19 protein-coding genes and 1 pseudogene are annotated in these 22,656 nt (G+C 72.8%); 9 read left to right on the top strand and 11 right to left on the bottom strand.

Annotation, left to right across the window (positions count from 1 at the left end):
• Positions 1-9: 9 nt before the first annotated feature.
• Positions 10-996, top strand: a complete 987-nt coding sequence (locus ACYBSK_RS13550; RefSeq protein WP_457477163.1) for a Ppx/GppA family phosphatase — start codon at positions 10-12, stop codon at positions 994-996.
• Positions 997-1,091: 95 nt separating this feature from the next.
• Here ACYBSK_RS13550 and ACYBSK_RS13545 read toward each other — a convergent pair whose 3' ends face one another.
• The 3 genes from ACYBSK_RS13545 to ACYBSK_RS13535 all read right to left on the bottom strand — a co-directional run bounded on the left by ACYBSK_RS13545 (position 1,092) and on the right by ACYBSK_RS13535 (position 3,248).
• The gene (locus tag ACYBSK_RS13545; RefSeq protein WP_460246224.1) at positions 1,092-2,138 is read right to left on the bottom strand and encodes an LLM class flavin-dependent oxidoreductase; all 1,047 of its coding nucleotides are present in this window, start codon (positions 2,136-2,138) and stop codon (positions 1,092-1,094) included.
• Positions 2,138-2,650 (bottom strand): SRPBCC family protein, encoded by a 513-nt coding sequence (locus tag ACYBSK_RS13540; protein ID WP_460246223.1) that lies wholly within the window; start codon positions 2,648-2,650, stop codon positions 2,138-2,140. Before ACYBSK_RS13540 ends, ACYBSK_RS13545 begins: the two co-directional genes overlap by 1 nt.
• A 100-nt stretch (positions 2,651-2,750) precedes the next feature.
• A complete protein-coding gene (locus ACYBSK_RS13535; protein WP_460246222.1) occupies positions 2,751-3,248 on the bottom strand; it encodes a winged helix-turn-helix transcriptional regulator in 498 nt (165 codons plus the stop codon).
• A gap of 187 nt (positions 3,249-3,435) precedes the next feature.
• Between ACYBSK_RS13535 and ACYBSK_RS13530 the strand changes: the two genes are divergently transcribed.
• Positions 3,436-4,293, top strand: coding sequence for an AAA family ATPase (locus ACYBSK_RS13530; protein WP_457477160.1), 858 nt, complete (start codon positions 3,436-3,438; stop codon positions 4,291-4,293).
• Positions 4,290-5,642 (top strand): vWA domain-containing protein, encoded by a 1,353-nt coding sequence (locus tag ACYBSK_RS13525; RefSeq protein ID WP_460246221.1) that lies wholly within the window; start codon positions 4,290-4,292, stop codon positions 5,640-5,642. Before ACYBSK_RS13530 ends, ACYBSK_RS13525 begins: the two co-directional genes overlap by 4 nt.
• Before the next feature lie 8 nt (positions 5,643-5,650).
• Here the strand turns inward: ACYBSK_RS13525 and ACYBSK_RS13520 are convergent, their stop codons facing one another.
• The 6 genes from ACYBSK_RS13520 to ACYBSK_RS13495 form a co-directional block, all read right to left on the bottom strand.
• Positions 5,651-6,367 carry an ABC transporter ATP-binding protein gene (locus ACYBSK_RS13520; RefSeq protein ID WP_460246220.1) on the bottom strand — a complete coding sequence of 239 codons (717 nt, stop codon included), beginning with the start codon at positions 6,365-6,367 and terminating at the stop codon, positions 5,651-5,653.
• Positions 6,364-7,155, bottom strand: coding sequence for an ABC transporter ATP-binding protein (locus ACYBSK_RS13515; RefSeq protein WP_460246219.1), 792 nt, complete (start codon positions 7,153-7,155; stop codon positions 6,364-6,366). The genes ACYBSK_RS13520 and ACYBSK_RS13515 overlap by 4 nt, the downstream gene beginning before the upstream one ends.
• The gene (locus ACYBSK_RS13510; RefSeq protein ID WP_460246218.1) at positions 7,152-8,819 is read right to left on the bottom strand and encodes a branched-chain amino acid ABC transporter permease; all 1,668 of its coding nucleotides are present in this window, start codon (positions 8,817-8,819) and stop codon (positions 7,152-7,154) included. Before ACYBSK_RS13510 ends, ACYBSK_RS13515 begins: the two co-directional genes overlap by 4 nt.
• Before the next feature lie 5 nt (positions 8,820-8,824).
• The gene (locus ACYBSK_RS13505) at positions 8,825-9,733 is read right to left on the bottom strand and encodes a branched-chain amino acid ABC transporter permease (RefSeq protein ID WP_460247017.1); all 909 of its coding nucleotides are present in this window, start codon (positions 9,731-9,733) and stop codon (positions 8,825-8,827) included.
• Between the two features lie 50 nt (positions 9,734-9,783).
• Positions 9,784-11,055 (bottom strand): branched-chain amino acid ABC transporter substrate-binding protein, encoded by a 1,272-nt coding sequence (locus ACYBSK_RS13500; protein ID WP_460246217.1) that lies wholly within the window; start codon positions 11,053-11,055, stop codon positions 9,784-9,786.
• Positions 11,056-11,191: 136 nt separating this feature from the next.
• Complete coding sequence (locus ACYBSK_RS13495; RefSeq protein WP_460246216.1) at positions 11,192-12,031, bottom strand: pyrroline-5-carboxylate reductase family protein; 840 nt, start codon at positions 12,029-12,031, stop codon at positions 11,192-11,194.
• A 208-nt stretch (positions 12,032-12,239) separates the two neighbouring features.
• Here ACYBSK_RS13495 and ACYBSK_RS13490 point away from each other — a divergent pair, with 208 nt between their 5' ends.
• The 6 genes from ACYBSK_RS13490 to ACYBSK_RS13465 all read left to right on the top strand — a co-directional run bounded on the left by ACYBSK_RS13490 (position 12,240) and on the right by ACYBSK_RS13465 (position 20,413).
• Entirely contained in the window at positions 12,240-13,880 is a 1,641-nt protein-coding gene (locus tag ACYBSK_RS13490; RefSeq protein ID WP_460246215.1) for a helix-turn-helix domain-containing protein, read from the top strand.
• Between the two features lie 83 nt (positions 13,881-13,963).
• On the top strand, positions 13,964-15,001 hold the full coding sequence (locus ACYBSK_RS13485) for an acyltransferase family protein (protein ID WP_460246214.1): 1,038 nt from the start codon (positions 13,964-13,966) through the stop codon (positions 14,999-15,001).
• A gap of 158 nt (positions 15,002-15,159) precedes the next feature.
• A complete protein-coding gene (locus ACYBSK_RS13480) occupies positions 15,160-16,503 on the top strand; it encodes a uracil-xanthine permease family protein (protein ID WP_460246213.1) in 1,344 nt (447 codons plus the stop codon).
• Positions 16,500-17,819, top strand: a complete 1,320-nt coding sequence (locus tag ACYBSK_RS13475; RefSeq protein WP_460246212.1) for an amidohydrolase family protein — start codon at positions 16,500-16,502, stop codon at positions 17,817-17,819. Before ACYBSK_RS13480 ends, ACYBSK_RS13475 begins: the two co-directional genes overlap by 4 nt.
• Before the next feature lie 238 nt (positions 17,820-18,057).
• Positions 18,058-19,047 (top strand): isopenicillin N synthase family dioxygenase, encoded by a 990-nt coding sequence (locus ACYBSK_RS13470; protein ID WP_460246211.1) that lies wholly within the window; start codon positions 18,058-18,060, stop codon positions 19,045-19,047.
• Positions 19,048-19,051: 4 nt separating this feature from the next.
• Entirely contained in the window at positions 19,052-20,413 is a 1,362-nt protein-coding gene (locus ACYBSK_RS13465) for a nucleobase:cation symporter-2 family protein (protein ID WP_460246209.1), read from the top strand.
• 4 nt (positions 20,414-20,417) lie between these two features.
• Here the strand turns inward: ACYBSK_RS13465 and ACYBSK_RS13460 are convergent, their stop codons facing one another.
• The gene (locus ACYBSK_RS13460) at positions 20,418-21,887 is read right to left on the bottom strand and encodes an aminotransferase class I/II-fold pyridoxal phosphate-dependent enzyme (RefSeq protein WP_460246208.1); all 1,470 of its coding nucleotides are present in this window, start codon (positions 21,885-21,887) and stop codon (positions 20,418-20,420) included.
• Positions 21,888-21,965: 78 nt separating this feature from the next.
• Positions 21,966-22,558: pseudogene (locus tag ACYBSK_RS13455) on the bottom strand (diguanylate cyclase).
• Positions 22,559-22,656: the final 98 nt, after the last annotated feature.

Below are 22,656 nucleotides of genomic sequence, written 5' to 3'. Positions count from 1 at the left end.
CAGCCGATCATGCGTATCAGTGTGGTGGATGTCGGTTCGAACACGGTGCGCCTCGCGATCGCGGACGCGCGCGACGGGGCGCCGCTGCCGGTGCACACGTCCAAGCGGCGGCTACGCCTGGCGGAACTGGTCGAGGCCGACCGGAGACTGGGGCCCGCGGCCGTCGAGCGGCTGTCCCACGCGGTGCGGGCGTCGGTCGCCGAGGCCGAACGGTGGGGCAGCGACGAGCCGTTCGCGTTCGCCACGGCCATCGTGCGGGACGCCCCGAACCGGGACGAGGTGCTCGACGCCGTCGAGCAGAGCGCCGGGGTGCGGCTGCGGGTGCTGCCGGGCGAGGTGGAGGCCGAGCTGACGTTCCTCGCGGCGCGGCGCTGGATGGGGTGGCGGGCCGGGCCGCTCGGCGTCCTCGACATCGGCGGCGGGTCCCTCGAAGTCGCCTTCGGACGGGGCCGGTTGCCGGAGTTCGCGATCTCGCTGCCGCTCGGGGCGCAGCGGTTGACGCGGGAGCATCTGCCGGGGGACGGGGTGCCGCCGTCGGAGAAGGAGCTCAGGGCGTTGCGGCGGCATGTGCGGCATCAGTTGCGGGACGTCGCGGCGCGGATCCGGTGGGAGGGCCCGCTGACGGCTGCCGCCACGTCGCGGACGTTCACGCAGTTGGCGCGGTTGTGCGGGGCGGCGCCGGGCCGGTACGGGCCGTTCGTTCCGCGGCAGTTGAGCCGGAGGGCGCTCGGGGCGGCGGTGGAGGAGCTGGCGGTGCTGCCGGCGGAGCGGAGGGCGGAGTTGCCGGGGATCTCGGCGCCGCGGGCGGGGCAGGCGCTTGCGGGGGCGTTGGTGGGGCACACGGCGATGAAGCTCATGGGGATACGGGAGTTGACGGTGTGTCCGTGGGCGATTCGGGAGGGGATCTTGTTGCGGCGGATTGAGGGCGATGCGGGGTGGACTCCGCCGGTTCATCCGTCCACCCCGGCCTCCCTCCACCTGACCGCTCACCCGTAGCCCGCCTCGGGGCTCCGCCCCGGACCCCGCTCCTCAATCGCCGGAGGGGCTTGATGGGGCGCAAGCGCCGGAGGGGTTGAGGGAGGCGGCGGGAGTCAGCCCGTTGCGTGGACGAGTTCGATCGCGCGGCCCAGTGTCGACAGGCGCTCGGGCAGCGTGGCACCCGCCGGGTACAGGCGGACCGTGTCCACGCCGGACGTGTGCCAGACCTTCAGACGGCCCCGCACCATGTCCTCCGTGCCGATCAACGTCGTGGCCAGCACCATCTCGTCGGTGACCAGCGCCGCCGCGCCCTCCCGGTCACCCGCCTGCCAGCGTTCGCGCACCGCCGCGGCGACCTCGGCCCAGCCCTGCCGGCTGTAGGCCTGGTTGTAGAAATTGGTGGTCGCGGAGCCCATTCCGCCGAGGCTGAACGCGAGTTCCTTCTTGCGGCTGCCGACCACGGCGGCCAGCTCGTCCTCGTCCTCGACGAAGTTCACCTCCGCGCCCTGGCAGACGTCGAGGTCGGCCCGCGTCCGGCCGGCCGCCGCCAGCCCCGCGTCGAGGTGGTCGAAGTACGCCTCCTTCGCCCCTTCGGGCACGAAACTCGTGCCGAGCCACCCGTCGGCGATCTCCCCGGTGAGCCGCAGCATCTTCGGCGACAACGTGGCGAGGTAGATGGGGAGTTCGTGCTCCGCCCGCATCGACAGGCGCATGGGCTTCGCGTCGCCGCCGGGCAGGGGCAGGGTGAACTCCCGGCCTTCGTAAGTCAGTTTCTCGCCGGTCGCCGCCATGCGGACGATCTCGACGGTCTCCCGCATCCGGGTCAGCGACCGCGCGAACGGCACCCCGTGCAGCCCCTCGATCACCTGCGGCCCGGAGGGGCCGAGGCCGAGGAGGAAGCGGCCCTCCGAGATGTTCGACAGCGTGATCGCGGCGCGCGCGATGGCGGCGGGCGTGCGGGTGGCGAGCTGGATGATGCCGGAGCCGAGCAGCATGCGTTCCGTGCGCGCCGCCAAGTACCCCAGCGGGGAAGGCGCTTCGGAGCCCCACGCCTCCGCGACCCAGCAGATGTCGAGGCCCAGCTTCTCGGCCTCGGTGACGAAGTCGACGGTCTCCCGCCAGTTCCCGCCGGAGGCCTCGATGGTGGTCGATGCCCGCATCAGGCCGTCGCCCCTTCCGCGAGCGCCTTGAGCGTGTCGAGCGTCGCCGTCATGTTCCGCTCCCACTCCCGCAGCCGTACGTGGACGATCTTCTGCTCCTTCTCCGGCATCCGCTCGATCGCCGGGGTGAGCCCGGAGGGGCCGGGGCCGAGCCGCGCCCACTGCGTCAGCTCCGTACCGCCGCCGGGCCGCTCGTCGAGGATGAACCGCCACAGCGCGCTGGGGTGTTCGGGGTCGTTCACGGCCCAGGCGAACACGCGGGGCGCGGCGCACTCGACGACGTACGAGGTGGTCTCCCACTCGCCGAACGCCTCGTGCCGGCTCCGTCCGCGGAAACTGGCGCCCACCCCACGCCGCTCGTCGAGCCACTCGGCCGCCTGGAGCTCGTCGCTGAGGTCGGGCATCAGGCCGATGTCCGAGACCAGCTCCCACACGCGCCGCGGCGGCGCCTCGATCGTGCGCCGCACCTCGACGGTCGGCTGGTCGGCGTAGCGTGCGCCCGTCCACTCCATCGTGGCCACCTTCTCCGTTGCTCTTCCTGCCGTCGACCAAGATAGTTGCGTAGATGGACTCACCACGTCAAGAGGGTCGCCGCGACCCGGCGGGGCGGGGTCAGCGGGTGAAGCGGGCCGTGAGGTCGGGGCGCCGGGCGAGGCGCTCGGGGTAGCCGGGGCCCATCCGGGCGTGGGTGTCGGCGGCGGTCAGCGGTTCGCCGCAGTGCCCGCAGACGACCGCGGGCTCGCTCTCGTGCCCGCACCGGTCGTGCTCGAAGACGACGGGCGCGCCCTCCTCGCCGGACAGCCAGCGGTTGCCCCAGGCGTTCATGGCGGCGAGGACACCGAAGAAGTCGCGGCCCTTCTCTGTGAGCACGTAGTCGTGCCGCACCGGCGCCGTGTCGTAGGCCCGCTTCTCCATCAGGCCCGCCTCCACCAGCCGCCGCAGCCGCTCGGCGAGGGTGGTGCGGGCGATGCCGAGCTCCTGCTGGAACACGTCGAAGCGGGTGATCCCGTAGAACGCCTCGCGCAGCACGAGCGGCGTCCACCAGTCCCCCAGGAGGTCCATGGTGCGGGCGATGGAGCAGGGCCAGTCGGCAAAGGAAGTGCGCCTCATGACCGAAAGGATACGAAGGCGGCGCACGGAGGGCGCCTGGACGGGAGGAAGGTCCCCGGACGAGACCGAGGAGGCCACAGGGGCCGTCCGCCGGAGTGACGTTCGCCTCGAACGGCGCGCGCCCATTGTGGGCGGCCCATCCGGCTGATCACCTGGAGTTCTACGACGCACCGAGCAGGAGGCCCCGTTGTTCGCTTCCGTGGACGAAGTCACCACGCGCCTGGCCGGGACCGGCTATCTGGCCTCGCCCGCCGTGGCGACCACCGTCTTCCTGGCCGCCCGGCTCGGCAAGCCGCTGCTCGTCGAGGGCCCCGCGGGCGTCGGCAAGACGGAGCTGGCCAAGGCGGTGGCGGCGATCTCGGACGCCCGGCTGATCCGCCTCCAGTGCTACGAGGGCGTCGACGAGAGCCGCGCTCTGTACGAGTGGAACCACGCCAAGCAGCTGCTGCGGATCACGGCGGGCCGCGACGAGACGTGGGACCAGACCCGTACGGACATCTTCAGCGAGGAGTTCCTGCTGTCGCGCCCGCTGCTCTCCGCGATCCGCGGCGACGACGCGAAGGTCCTGCTCATCGACGAGATGGACAAGGCGGACGTGGAGGTGGAGGGGCTGCTCCTCGAAGTGCTCTCCGACTTCCAGGTCACCGTCCCCGAGCTGGGCACGATCGCCGCCACCCGGCGCCCCTTCGTCGTGTTGACCTCCAACGCGAGCCGTGAGCTGTCGGAGGCGCTGCGCCGCCGCTGCCTCTTCCTCCACATCGGTTTCCCCGACGAGGAGCTGGAGCGCCGCATCGTCGCCCTGAAGGTCCCGGAGCTCGACGAGGTGCTCGCCGAGTCCCTGGTGCGGGTCGTGGGCGCGCTGCGCGCGATGGATCTGCGCAAGGTGCCGTCGGTGGCGGAGACGGTGGACTGGGCGCGCACCCTGCTGGCACTCGGCGCGGACCACTTGGACGAGGAGGTCGTACGGGCGTCGCTCGGTGTCGTCCTCAAGCATCAGGAGGACGTGAACACGGCTGCGGCCAAGCTCGACCTGGACGCGGTGTGAGCACGCCCGCCGTCACGGACCGCGTCACGTCGCTGGTGCGGGCGCTGCGCGCGCACGGCGTACGGATCGGCACGGGCGAGAGCGTGGACGCCGCGCGGGCGGTCGCGGCGCTCGGTCTGGACAGCCGGGAGCACCTGCGCGAGGGCCTGGCCTCGGCGCTCCTGCACGACCACGGGCAGCGCGCGGTCTTCGACCCGGTCTTCGACGTGTACTTCCCGAGCGCGGTGGGCGGACCGGGGACGGGCGGCGACTGGGACCGGGACAGCCTGCGTGAACGTCTCACCGAGGCGCTGACCGCCAACGACGGCGCCGCGCTGGCCCGGCTCGCGGCCGAGGCGGTTCAGGCGCTCGGCGGCTACGACACCGATGGGTGGTCGTCGCAACAGACCCTGGACCGGTTGCGCCCGCAGACGCTGCTCGCGCCGGTGATGTCGGCGCTCCGGGCGGGCGGCGGCGGGCAGACCGGCGCGTTCACCGACCGGATCGAGGCGGACGAGATCCGCCGCCGCATCGAGGGCTTCCGGGAGCGGGTGCGCGGCGAGGCGCGGCGCCGGGTGGCGGAGGCCCGCAACCGCGACGAGCTGGCCCGCCGGATGCCGGTCCAGACCCCCGACCGCACGGTGTTCCTCTACGCGGACAAGGCCCAGCTGGCCGAACTGCGGCGCACCGTCCACCCGTTGGCCCGCAAGCTGGCGACACGTCTCGCGGCCCGCAGGCGGCGCGCGGCCCGCGGCCACATCGATCTGCGCCGCACCCTGCGCGGTTCGCTGTCGACGGGCGGGGTGCCGATGCGGCCGGTGCTGCGCAGGCGCCGTCCGGCCCGGCCCGAGCTGGTGCTGCTGTGCGACGTGTCGGGGTCGGTGGCCGGGTTCGCGAGCTTCACGATGCTGCTGGTGCAGGCCCTGCACGACCAGTTCAGCAAGATCCGGGTGTTCGCCTTCGTCAACCGGATCGACGAGGTCACCGACCTGATCGCGCACGGCGCCGCGGACGCGGACGGGCTCGGCGCCCGGATCGCGGCCGAGGCGACGCTGACCGGCTGGCACGGCAGCAGCGACTACGGCACGGCGCTCGGCGAGTTCGTCGAGCGCTACGAGTCCGCGGTCGGCCCCCGCTCCACCGTGTTCGTGCTCGGCGACGCCCGCAACAACCAGCAGAGCCCCAACCTCCCGGCGCTGCGCCGCATCGCCCGCGCCGCCCGCCGCACGTACTGGCTCAACCCCGAGCCGCGCTCCCAGTGGGACACGGGCGACTCGGCGGCCGCCACGTACGGGGACGTCGTCGAGATGTACGAGTGCCGCAACGCCCGGCAGCTGAGCGCCCTGGTGGGGCGGCTGCTGCCGGTGTAGCGGGGCCGTCAGTCCTCGCCGAGGTAGGCCTTGCGGACGCTGTCGTCGGCGAGGAGGTCGCCACCGCTGCCGGAGAGCACGATGCGGCCGGTCTCCATGACGTACGCGCGGTCCGCGAGGGCCAGGGCGGCGCGCGCGTTCTGCTCCACGAGGAGGATGGTGGTGCCGGTGGCCTTCAGTTCGGCGACCGTCGCCATGATCTTCTTCATCATGATCGGGGACAGGCCCATCGACGGCTCGTCGAGCATGAGCAGCTTCGGACGGCACATCAACGCCCGTGCCATGGCGAGCATTTGCTGCTCTCCGCCGGAGAGCGTGCCCGCGGCCTGCGTGCGCCGTTCGCGCAGCCGAGGGAACAGCTCGTAGGAGTGCTCGGTGTCGTCGGCGATGCCGTCGACGTCCTTGCGCAGGAACGCGCCGAGCAGCAGGTTCTCCTCGACGGTGAGGCGGGGGAAGATGTGCCGGCCCTCGGGCGAGTGGGCGAGGCCCAGGGCGACGACCTCGTGGGCGGGGACTCCGGCCAGGTCCCGTCCGGCGAAGCGGACGCTGCCCGACGTGGGCGCGAGCAGGCCGCTGAGGGTGTGCAGGGTGGTGGTCTTGCCCGCGCCGTTGGTGCCGATGAGGGTGACGACCTGCCCCTCGTCGACGGTGAAGGAGACACCCTTGACGGCCTCCACCTTCCCGTAGGCGACGCTCAGCCCGGCCACTTCGAGGAGGCTGCTCATACGGGGGACTCCTCGTCGTCGGGTGCGCCGAGGTACGCCTCGACGACACGTTCGTCGGCCTGTACGGCGCCGGGGGCGCCCTCGACGAGCTTGGTGCCCTGGACGAGGACGGCGACGCGGTCGCAGAGATTCATGATGAAACGCATGTCGTGCTCGATGACGAGGACGGCGACGCCCTGGTCGCGCACCGCCCGCACCAGTTCCTCGGTCTCCCGGGTCTCCTGCGGGTTCATCCCGGCGGTCGGCTCGTCGAGGAGCAGCAGGCGTGGCTCGCTCGCCAGGGCGCGGGCGATCTCCAGGCGGCGCTGGGCTCCGTAGGAGAGGTTGCGGGCGAGGTGGTGTTCGTGCGCGCCGAGGCCGACGAAGTCCAGCAACTCCCGTGCGCGGGAGCGGGATTCGCGTTCCTCGCGGCGGTAGCGCGGGCCGTGGCCGAGCGCCGCGAGCAGGCCCGCGCGGGTGCGGGTGTGGCGGCCCACGATCACGTTCTCCAGGGCCGACATGTTGGCGAAGAGGCGGATGTTCTGGAAGGTGCGTCCGACGCCGGCCCGGGTCACCTTCGCCGGGCGCGGCGGCAGCGGGGTGCCCGCGAACAGGACGGCGCCGTCCGTGGGGAGGTACATGCCGGTGAGGCAGTTGAAGAAGGTCGTCTTGCCGGCGCCGTTGGGCCCGATGAGGCCGACGATCTCGTTCTCGGCGACGGTCAGGTCGACGGCGTCGACGGCGGTGAGTCCGCCGAAGCGCATGGTGACGCCGCGGGCCTCCAGCAGAGGTGCTGCGGTGGGGCTCATACCGGGGCCTTCGCAATCTGGGCGTTCGGATCGTCGTGGAACTCCAGCTGGTGTTTGCGGTCCGGGACGAGCCCCTCCGGCCTGAAACGCATCATGAGGATCAGGGCGAGGCCGAACAGCATCATTTGGTAGCGGCTGAAGAACTCGAACTTGGCGGGGACGAGGTAGAGCAGCGCCGCGCCGACCAGCGGCCCGGCCACGGTGCCCATGCCGCCGAGGACGACGGCGGCGAGCAGGAACGCCGAGTTGGGCGGGGCGGTGTCGGCGAACTTGTAGTTCTCGGGGACGGCGTTGGTCTGGAGGTGGGCCATGACGGTGCCGGCGAGTCCGGCGAGGGAAGCACCGAGGCCGAAGGCGAGCAGCTTGTAGCGGAAGCCCTCGATGCCCATGGCGGTGGCGGCCTTCTCGTCCTCGCGCAGCGCGATCCAGGCGCGCCCGATCCGGGAGTCGCCCACGCGCGCGTAGACGAAGACGATGAGCGCGACGACCGCGAGGAGCAGCAGGTAGTAGTTGGCGAACCGGCCGAAGGGGACACCGAAGACGACGTGCGGCTCACCGAAGTCGAAGCCGAACACCACCAGGTTCGGCACGGAGTTGATGCCGTTCGGGCCGTTGGTGAGGGAGGGGCCGGACTGGCCGTCGAGGTTGTTGACGGTGATCCGGAAGATCTCGCCGAAGCCGAGGGTGACGATGGCGAGGTAGTCGCCGTGCAGCCGCAGCGTCGGCGCGCCGATCACGAGTCCGGCGACGAGGGACACCGCCATGCCGAGCAGGGCGGTCGCCCAGAACGGCCACGGGTCGATGTCCAGGGTGGAGAACGTGGAGCCGGAGACGAGGGCCGCCGTGTAGGCGCCGGTGCCGAGGAACGCCACGTAGCCCAGGTCGAGGAGGCCGACGAGGCCCACGACGATGTTCAGGCCGAGGGCGACCGCCGCGAACACGAGGATGTTGTCGGCGATGGCCGTGTACTGGTCGCCGGTCTGCGTGAACGGGAAGACGAGCGCGGCGGCGAGCGAGGCGACGGCGACCGCGATCCGGTTGCGGGCGTTGATGCGGCTGAGCCGGGCGGCGAGTCCGCTCGCGGCGAGTGCCTTGGCGCCGAACCCGGCGGCGGGCAGGAACGCCAGGAACTCCTCGGCGGACTCGGTGGTGATGCCGTACGCGAGGACGTACATCGCGGCGAGGAACACCACGGTGATGACGGCGACCTCGGCGGCGCGCGGCATGCGGGCCTCGGGCGCCGGGTCGTCGACGGTGTCGTCGGGCAGCGCGTGCGCGCCGACTGCGAGCAGCGCCGTTCCGGCGGCGGCGAGCCAGCCGCCCGGTTCGACGTTGACCGCTCCCCCGAGCGTGAGGGTGATCGCGCCGACGGTGATCCAGGTGGTGGTGAGCGCGGCGAGGGCGGCGGCCCTCAGGGCGCGGACGGCGCCGCGGGGCGCGAGCCTCGGCGCGGCGAGGGCGGCGACCGTGAAGTACGCGGCGAGCAACCCCGTGGCCAGGGTGACGAGTTGGCTGCCGCCGGGGTAGCCGGTGAGCGTCAGGTTGCCGGGGAACCGGGAGGTCCAGGTCCAGGCGAGGAACGGGGCGACGAGGGTGAGCGGCAGCCCGGCGACGACGAGCGGCTTCGCGAGGCGCGGCGGGAGCGCGAGCGGGAGACGTGGCATCGCGATCACGCCCTGTCCGTGGCGAGGCGTTCGCCGAGCAGGCCCTGTGGTCGGACCAGCAGGACGACGATGAGGATCACGAACGCCCACACGTCCTTCCACGCGGACCCGCCGAAGGTGTGCAGGGCGGGCAGGTGCGGCAGCAGCCCCGAGGCGAGCGATTCGGCGACGCCGAGGGTGATCCCGCCGAGCATGGCTCCCTGGATGTGCCCGATGCCGCCGAGCACGGCGGCGGTGAAGCCCTTGAGGCCCGCGATGAACCCCATGTTGTACGAGATGGTGCCGAGCCGGAGCCCTTGGGTGAGGCAGGCGACGGCGGCGAGGACCGCGCCGATCGCGAAGGCGATGACGATGACGCGGTCGGTGTCGATGCCCATGAGCCGGGCCGTCCTCGGGTCCTGCGCGGTGGCCTGCATGGCGCGCCCGGTGCGGGTGCGGCCGACGAACCAGGTGAGGACCGTCATGGCGAGCCCGGCGACGAGGATCGTCAGGACGGAGGCGTACGAGACGGTGACGCCGCCCACGTGCAGGGGCGCGCCCGGGAGTTGGGGGAAGGGGACGGGGGCGGTCACGCCGACGGACTTGCCGGGCAGGGTGAAGAAGTTGAACACGAACTGCTGGAGGAAGAGGGACAGGCCGATCGCGGTGATCAGCGGGGCGAGGCGCGGGGCGCCGCGCAGCGGCCGGTAGGCGAAGCGCTCGGCGGCGACCGCGGCGGCCAGGGAGACGAGGACCGCCGCGAACAGCAGTACGGGGAGCGCGAGCCACAGGTTCACGGCCCGCAGGCCCGGCACCCACGCGTAGACGAAGAGGGCGCCGAAGCCGCCGAGCATGAAGATCTCGCCGTGGGCGAAGTTGATGATCTGGAGGATGCCGTACACCATCGTGTAGCCGACGGCGATGAGCCCGTACATGGAGCCGAGGACGAGTCCGTCGGCGAGGAGCTGGAGGATTTCGCTGGTGCTCACTTGACGGTGACCACCTTGACGCCGTCCTTCCAGGCGCCGCCGCGCACGCAGTTGACGGAGATGACCTGGTTGACGCTGTCGCCGTAGCGGTCGAAGCCGACCGTGCCGGTGGCGCCGTCGAAGGACACCTTCTGCATGGCCTCGACGACCTTGGGCCGCAGCTGCGTGATGTCACCGGTCGTGCCGCCGTTCGCCTCGACGGCGGCGCCGACGGCCTTCATCAGCGCGGTGGTCGCGTCGTAGACGTTGGCGCCGAAGACACCGTACGGCTGCTTGTATCCGGCGGCCTCGTAGTCGTCGACGAAGGACTTCGCGGAGTCGAGGGTGTCGATGGGCGCGCCGTCGGAGTGGGCGCAGGTGCCGTCGGCGGCGGCCTTGCCCGCGATGGCGACGAGCTGGTCGTCCTTGACGGCGTCGCCGCCGCCCATGGGTCCGTCGAAGCCGGCGCCGACGAGCTGCTTCTTCAGCGATCCGGCCTGGGGGTACTCGCCTCCGTAGAACACCCCTTGTGCGGCCGAGGACTTGACGGAGTTCACGACGGCGGCGTAGTCCGACTCGTCGGGGTTCACGGACTGGTGGATGGCGACCTTGCCGCCGAGCTTCTTGTACGCCTCGGTGAAGTTGTCGACGATGCCGGTGCCGTAGGTCTTCTTGTCGTCGACGGTGGCGATCCTCTTGACCTTGAGGTCCTTGTAGAAGTACTCGGCCATGACGGGCGCGGCGACGGCGTCGGTGGAGATGGTGCGGAAGTAGTTGTCGTACTCCCGCTTCGGGTCGTTCTTGTAGTCGGCGCCCCGGGTGAGGGTGGCGGCGGTGTTGGCGCCGGACACCTGCACCATCCGCGCGTCGTGCAGCGTGGACTGCATCGCGGCGGAGACGGAGGAGTTGTAGGCGCCGACGACGCCGACGACGTCCTTGCCGGCGACGAACGCGGCGGCGTTCTGCTGCCCGATGTTCGGGGTGGCCTGGTCGTCCTTGGCCTGGAGCTTGAAGGTGACGCCGGGGACGAGCCTGCTCTTGTTGGCCTGCTTGACGGCGAGTTCGGCGGAGTTGCGCATGCCGAGGCCGACGGCGGCGAGGTCCTTGGAGAGCGGGGCGTCGAAGCCGACGACGACGGTGGTGGTGCCGCTGCCGCCGGATGCCTTGTCGCCGCCGTCGCCCTCGTCGCGGGAACCGCAGGCGGTCAGGACCAGGGAGCCGGCGAGCAGTGGTGCGGCGGCGGTGAGCAGTCGGGTGCGGGCGGTGCTGGACGTGCTGGTACGAAGCATGAGGTCCTCCCCGGTCGCGGTGGGTGAAACCTAGAACGGGGCGTCGCCCAGGCCTCCTGTCCGCCCGGCACATCTCTGGCGCCTCACGTTGTCCGTGCGGACAACTCGCTTAGCACAGCCGTCACATGACGCCTCATCAGTGCGCGGCGGGCCTTTCGGCGGGCACCCCTGCGCCCAGTGCGGCGACACGTCCCAGTTCGCGCGAGCGGGCGGCCGCCCGGTCGAGTGCGGTGCGGACCGTCCCGGCGAGGCCGCCGTCCCGCAGCGCCCGCAGTCCCTGCTCGGTGGTGCCGCCGGGCGTGGCCACGGCGCGCTGCACGTCCTCGGGCGAGCGGTCCGCCTCGGTGAGCAACCGGGCCGTCCCGATGAGGAGTTGGGCAGCCATCACGCGTGCGGTCGCCGCGTCGAACCCGGCCTCGGAGGCGTACGCGACCAGTTCCTGCGCGAAGCACGCCGTGAACGCGGGGCCGCCGCCGCACAGTGCGGTCGCCGCGTCGAGCGCCGCCTCGTCGTGGGTCCCGACGACGGCGCCCACCGTGCCCATGACGCGCCGCGCGGCGGCGGCCCGCGCGTCGGTGACGTCCGCCGCCGGGCACAGGACGGTGAGGCCCGCGCCCACCTCGGCCGCCGCGTTCGGCATCGCGCGCACCACCTGCGTCGTCCCCAGGCGGGCCGTGAGGGTGCCGAGGCCGACGCCCGCCATCACGGACACCACGGTGGCGTCGGCGTACGCGGCCGGGGGCGCGGCCGCGGCGAGCGCCTCGAACGCCTGCGGCGGCACGGCCAGGACGACGAGGTCGCCCGGCTCCCCCGCGTACCGGGGTGTCGCCTCGACACCCCACGCCTCGCGCGCGCGGGCGATGTGGGCGGGTGACACGTCCACGACGGCGAGCCGGGTTCCGGGCAGGCTCCGTCGTACTCCGGCGGCGATGAGCGAGCCCATGTGGCCCGCGCCCATGACGACGACGCGCTGCATGCGGGGTTCCTTTTCGGGTCGGCGGATCGGGGCCCGCGGGGCGCGGCGCCCTGTCCTCCCATTCAGCCAGGCCGCCGGGCGCGGGTTCGCTGGCCGGCCGGACAGTCTCGCCCGGTGTCTGCTGTCCGTACGGACAAAGGCGGGGCGCGGCCCGCGCGCCTAGCGTCGTCGGGCACCCTCCGCCCCTCCCCCTCGGAGGCCCTCGCCCATGTCCAAGGAACGTTCCGCGCCCGAGTCACCGGTGACGCTGCGGCACCTCGTGCCGGCGCTCGCCGGGCCGCTGGTCGAGCTGCTCGCCGCGCCGGGCGGGCTCGACCGGCCGCTGGCCGACGTGGTGATCGCGGAGCCGGACGAGGAGCCGCGCGGCGACCACGAGGGGCGGCTGGTGCTGCTCATCGGGGTGCGCGGCGAGGCGGCGCTGCGGCCGCTGATCGCGGTGTGCCGGGCGGGAGCCACCGCGGTGGCGCTGCGGGTGCCGGCCGACGACGAGACGCTGGAGACGCTGCGGCAGGCGGCCGTCGAGTGCGGCACCGCGCTGCTCGGGGTGCACGACGAGGCGCGCTGGGAGCAGGTCGCGGCGGTGGCGCGGACGGTCGTCGACACGATCCGGCAGGCGCCGGACCTCGCCGACCACCACAGTTACGGCGATCTGTTCTCCCTCGCCCAGACCCTCGCCTCGCTCACCGGCGGCGCGGTCTCGGTGGAGGATCCCGCGAACCGTTCCATCGCCTACTCGCGCTCGGACGCCACGGTCGACGAGGTGCGGCGGCTGTCCGTGCTCGGGCACGCCTGCCCCGAGGAGTACCTGGCGGTGCTGCGGGCGGCCGGGGTGTACGAGCGGCTGCGGTCGGGCGAGGCCGTGGTGGAGGTGGCGGAACGTCCCGACCTGGGGGCCAGGCGCCGGCTCGCGACGGGGATCACGGCCGGTGGGCGGCTGCTCGGCACGATCTGGGTGCAGGAGGGCGACGCGCCGCTGGCCGAGCGGTCCGCGCAGGTGCTGCGGGGCGCGGCCCGGCTCGCGGCGCTGCTGCTCATCCGGCAGCCCGGCGGCCGGGGCCCGGAGACGGGGCTGCGCGAGGAGCTGACGGCGGGGCTGCTCGCGGGGCGGCTGCGCCCGGCCTCGCTCGCCGGGCACCTGGGGATCGCGGTGCGCTCCGGGGCCGTGGTGATCGCCGTGGAGCTGCACGAGGCGGACGCGGACGGCGGACCGCAGCAGGAGCTGCGTCGGGCGCGGGCGGCGGAGATGGTCGCCCTGCACGTCGCCGCGTACCGCCGCACCGCGACGGTGGCGCGCCTGGACGGCCGCCTCTACATCGTGGTGCCGGACGGGTCCGCCGCCCCGGACGGCCCGGACCTCGACCAACTGGCCGCCTGGACGACCGAGTTGGTGACGACGCTCCGCCGCCATCTGCGCTCCCCCGTGCAGGCGGGCCTGGCGAGCCCCGTCGACCGGCTCGCCGACGTGCCGGCCGCCCGCGAGGAGGCCGACCGGGTGCTCGCGGTGCTGTCCGGGGACCCGGAGCGGGTGGTGGCGACGTACCGGGACGCGCGGGCCTCCGTCGTCCTCGGCGAGATCCTCGACGTCCTGCGCGCCCACCCCGGCATCCGGGACCCCGCCCTGCAACCGCTGATCGAGCACGACCGCAGGTACGGCTCGCAGATGTGCGCCTCGCTCCTCGGCTACCTGGACGCGTTCGGCGACGTCCGCACGGTCGCCGAACGCTTCCACATCCACCCCAACACCCTGCGCTACCGTATCCGCCGCGCGGTCGCCCTGACCGGCATCGACCTCGACGACCCGGAGCAGCGCCTCCTGACGATGCTGGAGCTGCGCCGGGCCCGGACCTGACCCCTTCCGTCGCCGTTTCACTTGCGCAATCGTCGAGGTCCGGGAAGCGTGAGCGGGAGGTTTCCGGATCGGGACGGAGTCTGATGAAGACGGACGGTCGTGACGCGTACTTCGACAACGCCAAGTACCTGGCGATCGTCCTCGTCGCGCTCGGCCACGCCTGGGAGCCGCTGCGCGGGGACAGCCGGGCGGCGTCCGCGCTGTACGTGACCGTCTACACGTTCCACATGCCGGCGTTCATCGTGATCTCCGGCTACTTCTCGCGCTCCTGGGACGCCACCCCGCGTCGGCTGAAACGCCTGGTCACGGGCGTGCTGGTGCCGTACGTGATCTTCGAGGTGGCGTACACGTTCTTCAAGCGGACGGTGGGCGACGACCCGGACTACCCGATCACGCTGCTCGACCCCTGGTATCTGACGTGGTTCCTGATCGCGCTGTTCATCTGGCGGATCACCACGCCGCTGTGGAAGATCGTCCGGGCTCCGCTGCCGCTGGCCCTCGCGATCGCCGTGCTCGCCGCGATCTCCCCCGACATCGGCGACGACCTCGATCTCCAGCGGGTCCTCCAGTTCCTGCCGTTCTTCGTACTGGGGCTGTGTCTGCGGCCCGAGCACTTCAGCCTGGTGCGGCGCCGCAGGGCCCGGATCCTCGCGGTGCCGGTGTTCGCGGGCGCGCTGCTCGTCGCGTACTGGGCGGCGCCGCGGATGACCGCCGCCTGGTTCTACCGGCGGGACAGCGCGCAGGAGCTGGGCGCTCCGGGCTGGACGGGCGCGGTGATGACGCTCGCGCTGTTCGCCTGCTCGGTGATCCTCATGGCCTGCTTCTTCGCGTGGGTGCCGAGCCGCCGCCTGTGGTGCACGGCGCTCGGCGCGGGCACCCTGTACGGCTATCTGCTGCACGGCTTCCTGGCGAAGGGCTCGCGTTTCTGGGGCTGGTACGACCACGACTGGATCCACACCCCGCTCGGTGAGATCACGGTGACGGTGGCCGCGGCGGCCGTCATCACCGCTCTGTGCACGCGGCCCGTGCAACGGCTGTTCCACTGGGCGATGGAGCCCGAGATGGCGTGGGCGTTCAAGCGGGAGCAGCCACCGGGTCAGGTGCCGCCGCCCCGCTCATAGGGCACGCCCCGGTTTCCTCGGCGCAACGCCGCCGAAACACCCGCTCCCTACGGTCGCTCCCACACCGGTCATGGCTGCAACGGCCGGTGCGCGTCCGGGCGCCTCGCCCCTTCGGCGCTAACCAGCCGTCTTCTTCCACCGAGTTGTGAGGAGGAACGATGGCTGTCGCCGAGCACGCCGTCGAGCCCGATCGCGTTGGACCCCACCCCGTCGACGTCCGGCCGCCGCTGCGCCGCCTCGTGCCGCTGAGCCTGCAACATCTGCTCGTCGCGTACGCGGGCATGGCCACGATGCCGCTTCTCGTGGGCACGGCGCTGCATCTGCCGGAGGACAGAATCCGGCTGCTGATCAGCGCGAATCTGCTGGTCAGCGGGATCGCGACCGTATTGCAGTCGCTGGGCGTCAAGTGGATCGGGGCGCGGCTGCCGATCGTGATGGGTTCGACGTTCACCGCGATCACCCCCGCCATCCTCATCGGCCAGGAGCACGGGCTCGCCGCCGTGTTCGGGGCCACCGTCGTGTCCGGACTCGTGACGCTGGCCGTCGCGCCGTGGTTCGGGCGCTGTCTGCATCTGTTCCCGCCACTGGTCACCGGGACGGTCATCGCCGTGATCGGGTTCTCGCTGGTGCCGTCGGCGGCGGGGCTGGTCGTCGGCAACGCGGAGGGCGGCAGCGGTGGCCGCGGGCTCGCGCTCGCCGCCGTGACCGTGCTGCTCGTCGTGCTGGTGGAGCGGCTGGCGCCGCCCGCGCTCGGCCGGTTCTCGGTGCTCGTCGCCATGGCGGTGGGGACCGTACTGGCGCTGCCGCTCGGCCTGTTCGACGGTTCGGGGGTCGCGGACGCGCGCGCCGTGACGGTGCCCGATCCGACGGCCTTCGGGGCGCCCACGTTCGTCGTCCCGGCCATCGCGGCGATGCTCGTCGTGCAGTTGGTGAACATGGTCGAGTCCGTGGGTGACACCCTCGCGGTCGGCCAGATCGTCGGCCGCGGCGACGACGCTCCCACCGTCGTACGGGCGCTGCGCGCGGACGGCGCGGCCACCGTCCTGTCGGGGGCGCTCGCCTCCTTCCCCATCGTGACGTTCGGGCAGTCGGTCGGCCTGGTGAGCGTGACGCGGGTGAAGAGCCGTCATGTCGTGGCGCTGTCGGGGGTGTTGATGGTGGTGCTGGCGTTCGTGCCCGTGCTCGGCGCCGCCGTCGCCGCCGTGCCGGGTCCGGTGCTCGGCGGGGTGTCGCTCGTCATGTTCGGGACCGTGGGGGCGGTCGGGCTGCGCATCCTGGCGCGCGCCGATCTGACCGACGCGCGCAATCTGCTGACCGTCGCGCTCGCCTTCGCGCTCGGCATGATCCCGGTCGGCGCCCCGGACTTCTACGCGCCGCTGCCGACCTATCTGCGCACCGTCCTGGACAGCGGCATCGCCGTCACCGGGATCGTGGCGTTCGCCCTCAACCTGCTGTTCCACCACACGGGCGCGGCCCGTGCGCGCAAGGAGTCCGCCCGATGACCCTCGACACGATCACGAACGTCACCGTCTACAGCGGGGGCCGCTGGCTGCCCGGCATGGACGTGCACCTGTCCGGCGGACGGGTCACATCGCTCGTCCCGCACGGCGAACTGCCCCACGGAGCAGCGGTGTTGGACGGCGACGGCGGGCACCTCACCGCCGGGCTCGTCAACACCCACACCCATCTCTTCCAGGCCGGACTGCGCGGCATCGGCGAGGGACTGCCCCTGCTGTCGTGGCTCTCCGCCGTCGGCGAGGAGGCGGCGCTGCTGACCCCCGAGCGGGCCTACGCGACCGCTGCCGCCGCGGCGGCGGAAGCACTGCGCAGCGGTACGACGACACTCGTCGAGCACATGTGGCCGCATCCGTCGCCGGAGGTGCACGAGGCGGTGCTGCGCGCGCTGAAGGACAGCGGTGTGCGGGCCGTGCTGTGCCGGGGCGTCGCCGACCGGGCGGACCTGAGCCGCAAGTGGGGCTTCGACCCGCGGCTCATGCAGCCGCTGAAGGAGGCGCTCGCGCACACCGACGAGCTGATCGCCGCGGCGCGCGGCAGCCGGGTGGACGTCGGCGTCGCCGTGCCCAACCCGCGGTGTCTGACGCCGCAGGGGATGGAAGCCGTGCGCGCGTACGCGGACGAGCGCGGGCTGCCCGTGTCGCTGCACCTGCTGGAGACCACCACCGACGACTCGATGTGCCGTGAGCACGCGGGGGTCGGCGCCGTGGAGTACCTGGAGCGGGCCGGGTTCCTGTGGGAGCGGCTGCTCGCCGTGCACTGCGTGGAGCTGGACGCGGCGGGCCGGGACACCCTCGCGCGGCACGGCGTCGGGGTGTCGTACAACCCGCTCAGCAACATGCGGCTGGGCAGCGGGATCGTCCCGCTGCCGGAGATGCTGGCGGCGGGGCTGAGTGTCGGCCTGGGGGTCGACGGCGCCGCGAGCAACGACACGCAGGACATCCTGGAGGCGCTGCGCATCGGCGCGTACCTCCAGCGGGCGGCGCGCCGCAAGGCCGATCTGTTCGGGTTCCCGGAGATGTTCGCGCTGGCCGCGGGCGGCGCCAACCGGGTCCTCGGGATCGAGGAGAACCCGGACGGCGGGATCCGCGCCGGCATGCCCGCGGACCTCGTCCTGCACCGCTTCGACCGCGACTACGCCTGCCTCCCCGTACGCGATCCGGGGGCGACGCTGCTGACGTGCGCGGGCAGCAGGACCGTGGCGGCCGTCCTGGTGGACGGCGAGGTGCTGGTCCGGGACGGCGAGCATGTCCGGCTGCCGTCGCGGGAGTTGGCCGCCGGGCTGCTCCGCACGGCCACGTGACCCTGCGGGCTTTACGGCGCCGTAACACCCGGATGCCCGGTGGTAACAGACGCCGGGCAGGCTGATCGCATCGCGTGCGGGTCCCGGTCCACCCGGGGCCCGCGCCAGCCCACGGCGCCGGGCCCACCCCAGGGTCCGCAGCGACCGTGCCCGCGGGCCTCTGAGCGCCCGCGGTGGGGAGCGCAGGGGCGGTGACTGCGTCCCGTACGCACTCCGTACACGAGGAGCGACAGCCGCGATGACGCAGGACACCACGTACACGCTCGACGAGTTGGCCAAGGAGACCCGCATGGGCGGGGCCGGGACGGAGACCTCCGCCCGGGAGATCCGCCGGATCGACCTCTCCGACTTCGAGCACCGCAAGGCGGAGATCACCGAGGAGCTGTGGGCCGCCGCCACCGACATCGGATTCTTCCAGCTCGTCAACCACGGCATCGAACAGGACGTCGTGGCCGGGGCGTTCGCCGACGCCGAGCGCTTCTTCGCGCTGCCGGAGGAGACCAAGGCCCGGCACGGTCTGAAGAAGGGGCTCAACTCCGGCTGGGAGTCCATGACGCAGGTGCGGCCCTCGATCGGGACGCCCGACCAGAAGGAGTCGTACCAGCTGACCCGGCCGCACATGGACGGCCTGTGGCCGGACGACGTGCTGCCCGGATTCCGGGAGCGCACGCTGGAGTTCGAGGCCCGCTGCCGTGACCTGGCAATGCGGGTGCTGTCCTGCTTCGCCGACCGGCTGGGCCTGCCCGAGGGCTTCTTCGCGCGGGCCCACGACCCGGCCAGCGCCCAGTACCAGTCGACGCTGCGGATGCTGCACTACTTCGCCGTGCCCGAGGACGCCGAGATCCCGGCGGACGTGTGGCGGGCGGGCGCGCACACCGACTTCGACTGCCTGACGCTGCTGTTCCAGCGGGACGGGCAGGGCGGCCTTCAGGTGTGTCCGGGCAAGGAGGCCGAGGCGCAGGAGTGGACGCCGGTCGAGCCGGCGGACTCCGTCATCACCTGCAACATCGGCGACATGCTGATGCGGTGGAGCGACGACCGGCTCCCGTCGAACTTCCACCGCGTGAAGTCGCCGGGCCCGCACGACGACCGCTCGGCCCGCTACAGCATCGCGTTCTTCGCGCAGGCCGACCGTGACGTGGTGATCGAGGGGCCGGAGGGCCGCTACCCGCCGATCACCGCGGCCGACTACATCCAGCAGCGGATCGCCGCGAACTTCGCGCGCTAGAGGGGTGGTTGACGTGACGACGCTCGCGAAGGCCGGCTTCGGGCGGCTCGCCGTGCTGGGCCTCCAGCACGTGCTCGTGATGTACACGGGGTGTGTGACCGTGCCGCTGGTGTTCGGCGCGGCGGCCGGGCTCGACGCCGCGACGGTCGCCGTACTGATCAACGCCGATCTGCTCGTCGCGGGCGTCGTCACCATGATCCAGGGCGCCGGGGTGGGCCGGATCCTCGGGGTGCGGATGCCGGTGATGGCGGGCGCGGCCTTCACCGCGGTGACGCCGATGATCCTGATCGCCGGGGAGTACGGCATCCAGGCGGTGTACGGGTCGATGCTGGCGGCGGGGGTGTTCGGACTGCTGATCGCCTACCCGTTCGCGAAGGCCGTGCGGTTCTTCCCGCCGCTGGTGAGCGGTGTGGTGATCACGGTGGTGGGGCTCGCCCTCATCGGGGTGGGCGTGAACCTGGTCGCCGGAAGCGACCCGAAGGCGGCGGACCACGCGGCGCCCTCGCGGCTCGCGCTGGCCGCGTTCGTCGTGATCGTGATCCTGCTGGTGGCGCGCTTCGGGCGCGGCTTCCTGGCCCAGACCGGGGTGCTGCTGGGCCTGCTGGCGGGGACGGCGGTCGCCGTACCGTTCGGCCTGGTCGACCTCTCGGCGGCGCGGACGGCGGACTGGGTCGGGGTCAGCGCGCCGTTCCACTTCGGGGCGCCGCAGTTCCCGGCGGTGGCCGTGCTGTCGATGTGCGTGGTCATGCTGGTCCTGTTCGCCGAGTCGACGGCGGACCTCATCGCCGTCGCGGAGCTGACCGGGAAGAAGCTGACGACCGGCGACATGGCGCGCGGGCTCGCGGCGGACGGCCTGTCCGGGGTGCTGGGCGGCGTGATGAACGCCTTCGTGGACACGGTCTTCGCGCAGAACGTGGGCCTCGTGACGATGACGAAGGTGCGCAGCCGGCACGTCGCCACGGTCGCGGGCGGCATGCTCGTCGTCCTCGGCCTCGTCCCCAAGCTGGGCGCGCTGGTGGCCGGGCTGCCGGAGCCGGTGGTCGGCGCGGCGGGCCTGGTGATGTTCGCGACGGTCGCCGCGGTCGGCATCAGCACGCTCCGCAAGGTCGACTTCGACGGCACGCACAACCTGCTGATCGTCGCGGTGTCGATCGGCGTCGGCATGGCCCCGGAGGTGGCGCCCGACCTGTACGCGCGGTTCCCGGAGGGGGTCGGGATCGTGCTGGGGTCGCCGGTGACGAGCGCGACGCTCCTGGCGTTCGGGCTGAACCTGGCGTTCAACGGCACCCGCGCGGCGCGGCCGGAGCGGACCGGGGTCGAGCGCGCCGCCGCGCCGACGCCGCTGCCGACCGCGGGAGGGCGGTAGCCGGTCAGCCGTTCTCCGCGACGACCCGGATCGTCCGCAGCGACGGGTCCGCCGGGTCCGGGACGTTCATGCCCGCCTCGATGCCGGTGCGCAGGTAGCCGATGACCGGGTCGGTGAGGCGCTCGCCCGGGAGGACCGTCGGGATGCCCGGAGGGTACGGGGTGGCCATCTCGGCGGCGATGCGGCCCGCCGCGCGCTCCAGGGGGACGTCCTCGACGGGGCCGAAGAAGGCGTCGCGGGGCAGCAGGGCCTGCTCCAGACGGAGCTCGGACGGCTTGGGCACCGCGACGTGCGGGGCGCCGCTCAGCTCGGCGCGGTGCTCGACGACGTCGCGCAGGCCGTCGAGGAGGGAGGCGACCGTCGCCGGGGAGTCCGCGTGGGTGAGCTGGGCGCCGATCCTGCGGTGGTCGGCGATGTGCACGTCGAGGGCCCGGTGGGCACGCAGCCAGTCGGCGACGCGGTAACCGGTCGTACCGAGGTCCGCCACGTCGACGAGGATCGGCAGCGGGTCGAGGTCGTGGGCGAGGCCCGGACCGGTGAGGTCGTCCGGCCCGTACACGTGGAGGCCGTCGATGGCGTCGATGTCGCGCCGGGCCCGTGCCGCCAGGTCGAGGGCGTCGCCGAGCAGCTCGCGGCCGTGCAGCCGCATCTGGCGGCGCCAGCCGTCGAGACCCGCGTAGATGATCACGGAGGGACTGGTGGTGCCGAGGAGGTCGGCGCGGGACATCAGGGCGGCCGGGTCGATGAGGTCGCCGCGCAAGTGGAACACCGAGCCCTGCTCCAGGCCGCTGCCCATCTTGTGGATGCTGGTCACGCACACGTCGGCGCCCGCGTCCATCGCCCACACGGGCAGGTCGGGGTGGAACGGCAGGTGCGCGCCCCACGCCTCGTCGACGATCAGCGGACGGCCCCGCGCGTGGCAGAGGTCGGCGATGGCCCGCAGGTCGGCGCAGGTGCCGTACGGGGTGGGGCTGGTGACCAGCGCTCCGCGGGCGTCCGGATGGCGCGCGAAGGCCTCCTCGTACGCCTCCGGGGACGGCGGGTGCGCGAGGCCGCGCTCGGCGTCCCACTGCGGTTCGACCCACACGGGGTCGATGCCGCACAGGATCAGCCCGCTGACCACGGACTTGTGGACGTCCCGACCGATGAGCAGCTGTTCGTGGGGCCCGGCGACGCTCAGCATGGCGGCCTTGACGGACAGCGAGCTGCCGCACGTGGTGAAGAAGGTGTGGTCGGCGTGGACCGCGTCGGCCATCAGCTCCTCGGCGCGCCGCAGCACGTTGCCCCGCATGCGACGGTCGTCGAGCCCGCCGTTGGCGAGCACGTCCGAGTGGAACACGGCGTCGCCGAGGACCCTTCTGGCCTGTTCGTCGGCTCCCCGCGCCTGTTTGTGGCCCGGCGGGGTGAAGGCGAGCCGGCCGTGCGCGTGGTAGGAGTCCAGGGCTTCCAGTACGGGGGCGGTGGTGTGATCCATGGGATCCGGGTACCGGGTGCGGGCCGTGTTCATGTCTGCTCCGGCCGGATTGGGACCGCTTGGCGGACCGACGCGGTCTCAGGCGCGGCCCCAGCGGACGCGGGCGCAGCGCAGCAGCTCCTCGCCGTAGGGCAGCGCCACGCCCGCGCCGATCGTGGCGGCGAGCAGCGCCAGATAGCGCTTCGGCAGCGGGGGGCGCTTGGCGCGCAGCCGCCAGTCGTCCTCGCCGGGGCCGCCGCGCAGCGTCGCGCGCACCGCGTCGGGGTGCAGGCAGGCGGCGTAGGACAGGGCGGTCAGTGGCAGCACCTCCAGGAAGCTGTGGATGTGCTGCTCGACGGGGCGACGTCGCGGGCGTCGACGGCCATCCGGACGTCCCAGAGCGCCGTGGCGCCGTGCGCCGCGGCGGCGCCGCCCATGACGGAGAGCACGAGCGGGTTGATCCGGGCGAACAGGCCCAGGGCCACCGGGACCCCGGCCTCCGTCATCATCAGGGCGTGCATCGCGGACTCGCGCAGGCCCGTGGTGTGCTCGATCCGGGTACGCCGGTGCATCCACCAGTCGGCGACGCCGGGGACCACCCACAGGGGCAGCAGCCCGTACAGCAGGAAGCGTCGGCTCGCCCTCTCGATCTCGGCTGCCGACGGTGTGTCGAGGGCCGGTGGGTCGGGCATGGCGGTGGGCATGACCCCCGGGTCACCCGATGCTGCCGTTGTATGCCCGGTGCGCCGCGGGTCCCGTCCCGGCCTGATTCAGGGTCCGTGGCAGGGGT

The sequence above is a fragment of the Streptomyces sp. BYX5S genome (assembly GCF_054724165.1).
This window is presented reverse-complemented; position numbering and strand designations above follow the sequence as displayed.

Excerpts from the sequence above, each read along its gene's own strand:
- ACYBSK_RS13550 (WP_457477163.1), top strand. The coding sequence starts at position 10 with ATGCGTATCAGTGTGGTGGATGTCGGTTCGAACACGGTGCGCCTCGCG.
- ACYBSK_RS13545 (WP_460246224.1), bottom strand. The coding sequence starts at position 2,138 with ATGCGGGCATCGACCACCATCGAGGCCTCCGGCGGGAACTGGCGGGAG.
- ACYBSK_RS13540 (WP_460246223.1), bottom strand. The coding sequence starts at position 2,650 with ATGGAGTGGACGGGCGCACGCTACGCCGACCAGCCGACCGTCGAGGTG.
- ACYBSK_RS13535 (WP_460246222.1), bottom strand. The coding sequence starts at position 3,248 with ATGAGGCGCACTTCCTTTGCCGACTGGCCCTGCTCCATCGCCCGCACC.
- ACYBSK_RS13520 (WP_460246220.1), bottom strand. The coding sequence starts at position 6,367 with ATGAGCAGCCTCCTCGAAGTGGCCGGGCTGAGCGTCGCCTACGGGAAG.
- ACYBSK_RS13515 (WP_460246219.1), bottom strand. The coding sequence starts at position 7,155 with ATGAGCCCCACCGCAGCACCTCTGCTGGAGGCCCGCGGCGTCACCATG.
- ACYBSK_RS13510 (WP_460246218.1), bottom strand. The coding sequence starts at position 8,819 with ATGCCACGTCTCCCGCTCGCGCTCCCGCCGCGCCTCGCGAAGCCGCTC.
- ACYBSK_RS13505 (WP_460247017.1), bottom strand. The coding sequence starts at position 9,733 with ATGTACGGGCTCATCGCCGTCGGCTACACGATGGTGTACGGCATCCTC.
- ACYBSK_RS13500 (WP_460246217.1), bottom strand. The coding sequence starts at position 11,055 with ATGCTTCGTACCAGCACGTCCAGCACCGCCCGCACCCGACTGCTCACC.
- ACYBSK_RS13495 (WP_460246216.1), bottom strand. The coding sequence starts at position 12,031 with ATGCAGCGCGTCGTCGTCATGGGCGCGGGCCACATGGGCTCGCTCATC.
- ACYBSK_RS13490 (WP_460246215.1), top strand. The coding sequence starts at position 12,240 with ATGTCCAAGGAACGTTCCGCGCCCGAGTCACCGGTGACGCTGCGGCAC.
- ACYBSK_RS13485 (WP_460246214.1), top strand. The coding sequence starts at position 13,964 with ATGAAGACGGACGGTCGTGACGCGTACTTCGACAACGCCAAGTACCTG.
- ACYBSK_RS13480 (WP_460246213.1), top strand. The coding sequence starts at position 15,160 with ATGGCTGTCGCCGAGCACGCCGTCGAGCCCGATCGCGTTGGACCCCAC.
- ACYBSK_RS13475 (WP_460246212.1), top strand. The coding sequence starts at position 16,500 with ATGACCCTCGACACGATCACGAACGTCACCGTCTACAGCGGGGGCCGC.
- ACYBSK_RS13470 (WP_460246211.1), top strand. The coding sequence starts at position 18,058 with ATGACGCAGGACACCACGTACACGCTCGACGAGTTGGCCAAGGAGACC.
- ACYBSK_RS13460 (WP_460246208.1), bottom strand. The coding sequence starts at position 21,887 with ATGGATCACACCACCGCCCCCGTACTGGAAGCCCTGGACTCCTACCAC.